4 protein-coding genes and 1 pseudogene are annotated in these 7,688 nt (G+C 74.7%); 2 read left to right on the plus strand and 3 right to left on the minus strand.

Going from position 1 to position 7,688, the window contains the following annotated elements; all coding sequences use genetic code 11:
- Positions 1-252, minus strand: a pseudogene (locus EF918_RS29185) (glycosyl hydrolase); the annotation flags it as partial.
- A gap of 261 nt (positions 253-513) precedes the next feature.
- On the opposite strand from EF918_RS29185, the gene EF918_RS29190 reads away from it, so the two are divergent.
- Both EF918_RS29190 and EF918_RS29195 read left to right on the plus strand, forming a co-directional pair.
- On the plus strand, positions 514-2,496 hold the full coding sequence (locus tag EF918_RS29190; RefSeq protein WP_125651933.1) for an acetoacetate--CoA ligase: 1,983 nt from the start codon (positions 514-516) through the stop codon (positions 2,494-2,496).
- Positions 2,497-2,840: 344 nt separating this feature from the next.
- Entirely contained in the window at positions 2,841-3,632 is a 792-nt protein-coding gene (locus EF918_RS29195) for a hypothetical protein (RefSeq protein ID WP_260610792.1), read from the plus strand.
- A 1,268-nt stretch (positions 3,633-4,900) separates the two neighbouring features.
- Here the strand turns inward: EF918_RS29195 and ptsP are convergent.
- Positions 4,901-6,571 carry a phosphoenolpyruvate--protein phosphotransferase gene (gene ptsP / locus EF918_RS29200; RefSeq protein ID WP_125651934.1) on the minus strand — a complete coding sequence of 557 codons (1,671 nt, stop codon included), beginning with the start codon at positions 6,569-6,571 and terminating at the stop codon, positions 4,901-4,903.
- Positions 6,572-6,648: 77 nt separating this feature from the next.
- Positions 6,649-7,098, minus strand: a complete 450-nt coding sequence (locus EF918_RS29205; protein ID WP_125651935.1) for a PTS glucose transporter subunit IIA — start codon at positions 7,096-7,098, stop codon at positions 6,649-6,651.
- Positions 7,099-7,688 lie beyond the last annotated feature (590 nt).

Genomic DNA, 7,688 nt, shown 5'->3' on the forward strand with positions numbered 1-7,688 from the left:
GTCCCAGCCCCAGAACACGGCCCCGCCCACCGTCACCCGCACCAGCAGCTCGGAGCGCGCGAACCGCAGCACGCCCCCGCCCGGCCGCGGCTCCGCGCCCGTCAGCGCACCCGGGACCCGGGCCCGCTCGGGACCGCGCGGCGGCAGCCCGAGCGCGTCCGTGCGCCGGTGGCGCAGGGCCGCACGCCAGGCGCGCCGCCCGCGCGCCGTCCCGAAGTCCGTCACCGCACGCACCAGATCACGACCGTTCATGCTGCTCAGACTGCCACCGGCCGCGGGCCGAACGGGCTGCGTTCAACTGTCGTTCACCCAGAAATGGATCACACGGGACCGGCCCCGACACCTCTGGTGCGGATCTCGATCACATGGCATGGTCCCCTGTGAGCCGCCGCGCACCACCCCTCGCACGGTGCCAACCTACGCACATCCGTCGAATCCGACCCCGCACGACCCCGCATCCGACCCCGACGCCGCCCACGACGCGCGAGCCGCAGACGCACCCGGGAGCCCGCCATGACCTCAGCCCCTACGCCGGAAGCCCTCTGGACACCGGGACCCGACCGGATCGCGGCCGCCGCGGTCACCCGCTTCCAGGCCTGGGCCGCCGAGCACCACGGCGCCCCCGCCGACGGCGGCTACCCGGCCCTGCACCGCTGGTCGGTCGAGGAGCTCGACACCTTCTGGCGAGCCCTGGCCGAGTGGTTCGACGTCCGCTTCACCACCCCCTACGAGCAGGTCCTCGCCGACCGCTCGATGCCCGGCGCCCAGTGGTTCACCGGCGCCACCCTCAACTACGCCGAGCACGCCCTGCGCGCCGGCGAGGACCCCGCCCGCGCCGCCGAGGCCGCCCTGCTCTGCGTGGACGAGACCCACGAGATCGTCCCCGTCACCTGGGCCGAGCTCCGCCGCCAGGTCGGAGCGCTCGCCGACCGGCTGCGCGCCCTCGGCGTACGCCCCGGCGACCGGGTCAGCGGCTACCTCCCCAACATCGCCGAAGGCGTCGTCGCGCTGCTCGCCACCGCCGCCGTCGGCGGCGTGTGGACCTCCTGCGCCCCCGACTTCGGCGCCCGCAGCGTCCTGGACCGATTCCAGCAGGTCGAACCCGTCGTCCTCTTCACCGTCGACGGCTACCGCTACGGCGGCAAGGAGCACGACCGCCGCGAGACCGTCGCCGAACTGCGCCACGAGCTGCCCTCGCTGCGCGCCGTCGTCCACATCCCGCTGCTCGGCACGCCCGCCCCCGAGGGCGCCCTCCTGTGGTCCGACCTCGTCGCGGGCGACGCGGAACCCGTCTTCGAGCCGGTCCCGTTCGACCACCCGCTGTGGATCCTGTACTCCTCCGGGACGACCGGCCTGCCCAAGGCCATCGTGCAGTCCCAGGGCGGCATCGTGGTCGAGCACCTCAAGCAGCTCGGCCTGCACTGCGACCTCGGGCCCGCGGACCGGTTCTTCTGGTACACCTCCACCGGCTGGATGATGTGGAACTTCCTCGTCTCCGGCCTGCTCACCGGCACCACCGTCGTCCTCTACGACGGCAGCCCCGGCCACCCCGACACCGGCGCCCAGTGGCGCATCGCCGAACGCACCCGCGCCACCCTCTACGGCACCTCCGCCGCCTACGTCATGGCCTGCAAGAAGGCCGAGGTCCACCCGCGCCGCGACTTCGACCTCTCGGCCGTGAAGTGCGTGGCCACCACGGGCTCCCCGCTGCCCCCCGACGGCTTCCGCTGGCTGCACGACGAGGTGGCCGACGACCTGTGGATCGCCTCCGTCAGCGGCGGCACCGACGTGTGCAGCTGCTTCGCCGGCTGCGTGCCCACCCTGCCCGTCCACATCGGAGAGCTCCAGGCCCCCAGCCTGGCCGTGGACCTCCAGTCCTGGGACCCCTCCGGCAAGCCGCTGACCGGCGAGGTCGGCGAGCTCGTCGTCACCAACCCCATGCCGTCGATGCCGATCCGGTTCTGGAACGACCCCGACGGCAGCCGCTACCGCGACAGCTACTTCGAGATGTTCCCCGGAGTCTGGCGCCACGGGGACTGGATCACGCTCACCGACCGGGGCTCGGTGGTCATCCACGGCCGCTCCGACTCCACCCTCAACCGGCAGGGCGTCCGGATGGGCTCCGCCGACATCTACGAGGCCGTCGAACGGCTCCCCGAGATCAAGGAGTCCCTGGTCATCGGCCTGGAGGAGGCGGACGGCGGCTACTGGATGCCGCTCTTCGTCCAGCTCGCCCCCGGCGCCACCCTGGACCAGGCCCTCCTCGACCGCATCAAGAGCACCATCCGCACCGAGCTCTCCCCGCGGCACGTCCCCGACGAGGTGATCGAGGTCCCCGCCATCCCGCACACCCTCACGGGCAAGCGCATCGAGGTCCCGATCAAGCGCCTCCTCCAGGGCACCCCCCTGACCAAGGCCGTGAACCCGGGCTCGGTGGACAACATCGACCTCCTCCCCTTCTACGAGAACCTGGCCCGCACCCGCCGCGAGGGGTGACTGTCAGTGGCGGCAACTACTCTGAGTGAGCATCGACCGACGCTCCGAAGCGCGACGCTCACTCAGGGGGAACCATGCCGAAGCACCACAGGGACCACCACAACCCGGGCGACCCGGCCCGGCCGCGGCACCCGGGGGAGCAGGGGAGGCCGGCGGAGCCCTCGGCCGCCGGGGAGCCTGGTGCCTCGGGGGAGCGGGGCAAGCCCCGCCCGGCCCGGGCACCCCGGCCCGCCGGGGAAGCCCGGACCTCGGGGGAGCGCCGGGAAGCCCGGGCCCGACACCGCCTGCGCAGCGAAGTCCCCAGCACCGTCGGTCTGCTCGCCGATGCCCAGGACTTCGCGGCCATGCGCGGCTATCGCAGCTTCACCTTCGAGGACCACCGCGACTACCTCCACCAGGTCGAGGCCCTCCTCCGGTCCCTCGCCGCCCAGGGCATCCACACCACCGTCGCCCTCTTCGACCCGGACGACTTCGCCGACTTCTGCGTCGACCAGGGCCTCGACCCCGACACCCCCGCGTCCCGGACCCGCTTCACCGCGGAGCTGGGCGGCGCCGGCACCGCCGTCCCCTACACGGGGCAGCCCATCGACGAACTGGCCCCGCTCCTCGTCGACGAAGCCGTACGCCAGGCCACCTGGGAGTACGCCACCCTGCTCCTGGCCGGTCTCGGCGCCTGCGCCGAATGCGGCGAGGACATCGGCCAGGCCTCCTTCGAACGGGCCGGCCTGATCCTGGAGCGCCTCCTCGCACAAGGCGGCCCCGGCCACCACCACATCGTGTGCAGCATCCCGACCAAGGACGAGCAGCTCGTGGCCGTCCTGCACGCCGACACCTCCGCCGCCCCGGGGACAGGGCCGCGGATCCGGGGGCGCGACGGCCTGGACCTCGTGACCGTCCTCGCCGCCGGCATCGCCCTGGGCGGGCCCGGCGGCCTGGTGCTGCGCTGCAGCAGCCCCGGCGCCAAGGACCGCGTCCACGGCTGGCGCCTGGCCGGCGGCCGCCTCATCCCGCTCTCGGCGGCCGCCGTCTTCAACGCCTACTGCACCGACGCCGACACCGGAGAACCCGTGGCCCCCGAACCAGGCGTCGACTACTGCCCAGGCTTCGAGGTCGACCCCCCGGGCCCCCACCACTGAGGCCCGGACCGGCCCCGACCCCGGCGTCCCGGCGCCGCGCCGGAGCTGCGGTCCCGCGCCCTGCCCCGGGGCGCGCTCGCCCCGCATCCCGGCGCAGCCAGAGTCGCGGGCCCCGGCCGCTCCTCGGGGCGCCCGGGCCCCGGCCTCCGGCGCCGCCGCGGGGCCGGGCTTGCGGCCGCCGTCCGTCCCCGGCCCCGGCGGGCCTGGCCGGTCGGGCTCCGACACCGCCGGGGTTGCGGGCCCCGGCCGCTTCTCGGGTCGCCGGGGACCGGCCTCTCCGCGCCGCCGCGGGGCCGGGCTTGCGGCCGCCGTCCGTCCCCGGCCCCGGCGGGCCTGGCCGGTCGGGCTCCGACACCGCCGGGGTTGCGGGCCCCGGCCGCTTCTCGGGTCGCCGGGGACCGGCCTCTCCGCGCCGCCGCGGGGCCGGGCTTGCGGCCGCCGTCCGTCCCCGGCCCCGGCGGGCCTGGCCGGTCGGGCTCCGACACCGCCGGGGTTGCGGGCCCCGGCCGCTTCTCGGGTCGCCGGGGACCGGCCTCTCCGCGCCGCCGCGGGGCCGGGCTTGCGGCCGCCGTCCGTCCCCGGCCCCGGCGGGCCTGGCCGGTCGGGCTCCGACACCGCCGGGGTTGCGGGCCCCGGCCGCTTCTCGGGTCGCCGGGGACCGGCCTCTCCGCGCCGCCGCGGGGCCGGGCTTGCGGCCGCCGTCCGTCCCCGGCCCCGGCGGGCCTGGCCGGTCGGGCTCCGACACCGCCGGGGTTGCGGGCCCCGGCCGCTTCTCGGGTCGCCGGGGACCGGCCTCTCCGCGCCGCCGCGGGGCCGGGCTTGCGGCCGCCGTCCGTCCCCGGCCCCGGTGCGCCTGGCCGGTCGGGCTCCGACACCGCCGGGGTTGCGGGCCCCGCCAGCTCTCGGGGCGCCGGGCCCCGGCCAGGCGCGCCGCCGGGGCTGCGGCTCCCGTCCGTCCCCGGCCCCGGCGCGGCTGGCCGGTCGGGCTCCCGACACCGTCGGGGTTGCGGGCCCCGGCCGCTCCTCGGGGCGCCGGGCCCGGCCTCCTGCGCCGCCGGGGCTGCGGCCGCCGCCCGCCCCGGTCCCGGGGCGGGCCGGCCGAGCGGGCGCCCGGGCCCCGGGAACGCCCGGGGCGCCCTGGCCTCGGGGTGCACCCGAGCGCCGGGAACGCCCGAGGGGCCCTCGCCGTAAGGCGAGGGCCCCTCGGGGGACGGGCAGGCGGGTCGCGCCGGCAGGTGCCGGGCCGGGCTGGCGCCGGCCCCGGTCGGCTACTCGCCGGACAGCACCGCCTGCGCGGCCACCCGCGCCTCCTCGGCGGAGTCCGCGGCCCGCGCCGCAGCCGCAGCCCGCTCGCACTGCGCCAACGTGTACTTGGCGAGCGTCGCCCGCACGTACGGGATCGACGCCGCACCCATCGACAAGGAGGTGACGCCCAGACCGGTCAGCACACACGCCAGCAGCGGGTCCGAGGCGGCCTCGCCACACACGCCACAGCTCTTGCCCTCCGCCTTGGCGGCCTCGGCCGACAGCGCGACCAGGTCCAGCAGCGCCGGCTGCCACGGGTCCTGCAGGCGCGAGACCGCGCCCACCTGACGGTCCGCGGCGAAGGTGTACTGCGCCAGGTCATTGGTGCCCAGGGACAGGAACTCGACCTCCTGGAGGATCGACCGGGCCCGCAGCGCGGCCGACGGGATCTCCACCATGGCACCGAACTTCGCCCGCAGCCCGGCCTCCCGGCACGCGTCGGCGAACGCCTTGGCGTCCCGGCGGTCGGCCACCATCGGGGCCATGACCTCCAGGTACACCGGCAGCCCCTCGGCGGCCTTGGCCAGCGCGGTCAGCTGCGTCCGGAGCACCTCCGGGTGGTCCAGCAGGGTCCGCAGACCCCGCACGCCCAGCGCCGGGTTCGGCTCGTCGGCCGGGGTCAGGAAGTCCAGCGGCTTGTCCGCACCCGCGTCCAGCACCCGCACGACGACCCGCCCCTCGGGGAAGGCCTCCAGCACCTTGCGGTACGACTCGATCTGCTTCTCCTCGGACGGCGCCTTCTTGCTGTCGTCCAGGAACAGGAACTCGGTGCGGAACAGCCCCACACCCTCCGCGCCCGCCTCCACCGCGGCCGGCACGTCCGCCGGTCCGCCGACGTTGGCCAGCAGCGGCACCTTGTGACCGTCGGAGGTCGCGCCCGGACCGGACGAAGCGGCCAGCGCGGCCTTGCGCTCGGCGGCCGCCGCCTCCAGCTCCGCCCGCTTCTCCGGCGTCGGGTCGACGAAGACCTCACCGGTGGAGCCGTCCACCGCGACGACCGTGCCCTCGGGCAGCTCGCCGGCCCCCGGCAGCGCCACCACGGCCGGCACACCCAGCGCCCGCGCGAGGATCGCGCTGTGGCTGGTCGGCCCGCCCTCCTCGGTCACGAAGCCCAGCACCAGCGCCGGGTCCAGCAGCGCCGTGTCCGCCGGGGCGAGGTCCCGCGCGATCAGCACGTACGGCTCGTCACTGTCCGGCACACCTGGCATGGGCACGCCCAGCAGCCGCGCCACGATCCGGTTGCGCACGTCGTCGAGGTCGGCCACCCGGCCGGCCATGTACTCACCGGCGCCCGCGAGGAGCTCGCGGTACGCGGCGAACGCGTCGTACACGGCCCGCTCCGCCGTGCTGCCCACGGCGACCCGGCGGTCCACGTCCGCCATCAGCTCGGGGTCCTCGGCGATCATCGCCTGGGCCTCCAGCACGTGCTGGGCCTCACCACCGGCCAGCTGGCCGCGCGCGATCAGATCCGCGGCCACGGCACTCACGGCCTGGCGGGCGCGCCCCTGCTCACGCTCCGCCTCCTCGGCGGCGATCTGCTTGGCCGGCGGTTCCAGCACCGCCGTACCCATGTGCCGCACCTCGCCGATCGCCACACCATGGCTCACGCCGACGCCTCGCAGCGTTGTCTCCATTTCACCGTCTCCGATAGAGCGGCGGGCCCGCCCGCCGCGATGGATGTCCGAACCGCCGGCACGCCCCGGCGGCAGCGTCACGCCCAGCTGAACAGCTCGTCGCCGGCCTTGACCTCGCCGTCCTCACGGACGGAACCGAGGGAGTCGGCGGTGGCCTCCAGTGCGACGACCGGGCAGACCGGCGACTTGCCGGCCTCCTCCACGGCTGCGGGGTTCCAGCGGATGACGGCCTGACCACGGGTGACGGTGTCCCCCTTGTTCACCAGCAGCTCGAAGCCCTCGCCGTTCAGCTGCACGGTGTCGATGCCGAGGTGGGTCAGCACACCGTGCCCCTCACCGTCCACGACCACGTACGCGTGCGGATGCAGGGAGACGATCACACCGTCGACGGGGGACACGGCCTCCGAAGGCTCACGGACGGGGTCGATCGCCGTGCCCGGACCCACCATGGCGCCGGAGAACACCGGATCCGGCACTGCCGCGAGTCCGATGGCGCGCCCGGCGAGTGGGGACGTCACGCTGGTCATGGGGGGCCTCCCAGAGGTGGGGCTTCGTCGCGCCGCCGTCACTGCCTGTCGCGGACGGCGTACTCTTCAGAAGGATATGTCAGAGGATGTACGGGTTCGCCCGATGTTGGTACCTAGCCGGGCTGGCCCTTAGGCACGGAGACTAGTGGACTAGACCGGTGGACTAGACCATACGCCTGAATCGATTTGCCCGGCTCCCGCGGGAGGTGTACTGTCGTGAGTCCTGCCTCTCCCCGGGCACGTGAATCACGTATGAACCGCGGGCGGCAGGCACCCCAACTCATCCTCGATTGATCTTGATCCTTCGATCATGTCTGCACGTCTTCATGTCTGCAGCACGGTGGTCAGGAAGACGGAAAATCGCTGATAGAGTCGGGACCGCCGGAAAGGGAAACGCCAAGCGAATCCCCGGAAAGCGCCGAGGAAATCGGGTCCGGAAAGATCTGATAGAGTCGGAAACGCAAGAACGAAGGAAGCGCCCGGAGGGCCCGGAAACGGGAACGAAGGAAGCGTCCGCACCTTGAGAACTCAACAGCGTGCCAAAAATCAACGCCAGATATGTTGATACCCCGTCTCTCTGGAGACGAGGT

Source organism: Streptomyces sp. WAC06614 (assembly GCF_003949795.1).
Taxonomy (GTDB): domain Bacteria; phylum Actinomycetota; class Actinomycetes; order Streptomycetales; family Streptomycetaceae; genus Streptomyces.